The organism is Candidatus Methylacidiphilales bacterium (assembly GCA_025056655.1).
Taxonomy (GTDB): domain Bacteria; phylum Verrucomicrobiota; class Verrucomicrobiia; order Methylacidiphilales; family JANWVL01; genus JANWVL01.
In genome coordinates this window covers 1-1,790 of sequence record JANWVL010000024.1, presented here as the reverse complement: position 1 = coordinate 1,790, position 1,790 = coordinate 1, and the positions used below count along the sequence as shown (strand labels likewise).

Genomic DNA, 1,790 nt, shown 5'->3' with positions numbered 1-1,790 from the left:
GCTAGCGGCTGGCGCGGGTATCGCCTCGAAGGCGACGTCATTCACATGGGGGCGAGGCTTTATCATTATTCCACCGCCTGTTTCCTCGCCGCCGATCCCCTCGGCCATGCCTCAGATATGAGCCTCTACAGATACGCGAATAATGATCCGGTGAATGGCGTGGATCCGAGTGGGAGAGCAGGATATTTCATTGATGGGACGTGGTATAATGCAGCAGGCGGTAAGGATGGTGCGCCACCTAGTTTGTTACCGGAAATGGCTAGGGATTATGTTGGGAATGGATATTATTTTGCTGGCCCTGGTGGAGATAATAAGGATAGAATCAGTGGTGCTACGGGCTATGGGGTGAGTGATATATCAGCGAATGTTTACAATAAAATCGTTGAAAATTATAATGCGGGGGATACGATTATCAATATGGCAGCATGGAGTCGCGGCAATGTAGCCATGATGCAGGTGGCCGACCGGATCTATAATGAAGGGATTCCGGATTTGAGTAGTGCGAGGCGGATGACTACGACTACACACAGCTATACTCCTACCGGTATGATGGTTTCAAACACCACAACGACAACGGTGTATGATAAATATCTTGTAGCCCCTCGGAGTAACGAAAAAATCATCACTCAAATGCACATGATCGATCCCGTCTATGCGATGGGTTGGCCATTCAATGATATTGATGTAGCCTATCCTAAAACTATTCCATCAAATGTTGAATCAAGTTATGCGTATCTTGCTGGTGATTCTAATGTCACAAAAAGTTGGTGGAATCCATTTAATTGGTTGGAAAATGCGATCAATAGTGCCATCGATAACCGAACAATTCCCTCAAACGTCGGATCTACACAGTATTTTAGCGGAAACCATGTAGATGTAGCAGGAGCGGGACAAGCCTACACACGCTTTGATGTCTATAATTCGATTAACGTAAATAGCGGTAATCTTTTTAATAATAACAGCAATATGGGGCTTGGAAAATGACAAACTTAAACGCCATCAAGCTAATTTCAGCAAGCTGCATGTATTCTATCGCATTATTGTTTAGTTTTTATGGAGCATCTAAGGTGAGTTCAACTGAAATTATAGGATATGGAGCCGTGATTTTGCCAATATATATAATAATTTTTTTAATAGCGGTAAGGTCATATATATACTTTATAAAGGTTTTGAATAACGAGAATTTCAGACAAGACGAATCGCGAGAGGCTAATGTTAATTCACTTCTATATATCGTTCCATTTTTAATATTCACTTTAGATATTGTGATTTTATTTTTAATTTAAGGATGATGCAATGTTAAAAATTTGGCTGGGATATTTATTTGGACTGATATACATATCAATTATTGGATCAAACTATGATCTAATAACACTAAAAATCGGAGAACATTTTTTGATTTTTTTTCTTACAATACCCTATATTTTTTTGATCGTAGCTAGCATTTACTATTTTTTTGAGAGCTTACTAAGATTTGATAAGATGACATTTAGTGACTGTTTAATGAAATTTTCATTAGGTGCAATATTGATTATTTTTAATATTGCATGGGCATTTTTGAGATAAGTTTTGCGCAAAGCATCCAATAGCAAATAATATGGAAACGGGCATCATGACGTGGAAAGAGACACGTTATCTGGGTTACGGCCCCTCGCGCGAAGCAGCAAAGAAGCGGCTTGGAGAGGGTGTAGGCTTGCATGAAGCCAGCGGCTGGCGCGGCTATCGCACGGAAGGCGATGTGATTCACATGCGCGCAAGGCTGTATCATTATCCCACCGCCCGCTTCCTTT

Annotated in this window: 2 protein-coding genes; both read left to right on the top strand. The window is 40.9% G+C overall.

Features of this window, described 5'->3' with window-relative positions; genetic code table 11:
* Positions 1–984: DUF2235 domain-containing protein (locus NZM04_00975; protein ID MCS7062616.1), on the top strand; the 984-nt coding region annotated here is incomplete at its 5' end.
* 613 nt (positions 985–1,597) lie between these two features.
* A partial coding sequence (locus NZM04_00970; protein MCS7062615.1) for a hypothetical protein occupies positions 1,598–1,790 on the top strand: 193 nt, incomplete at its 3' end.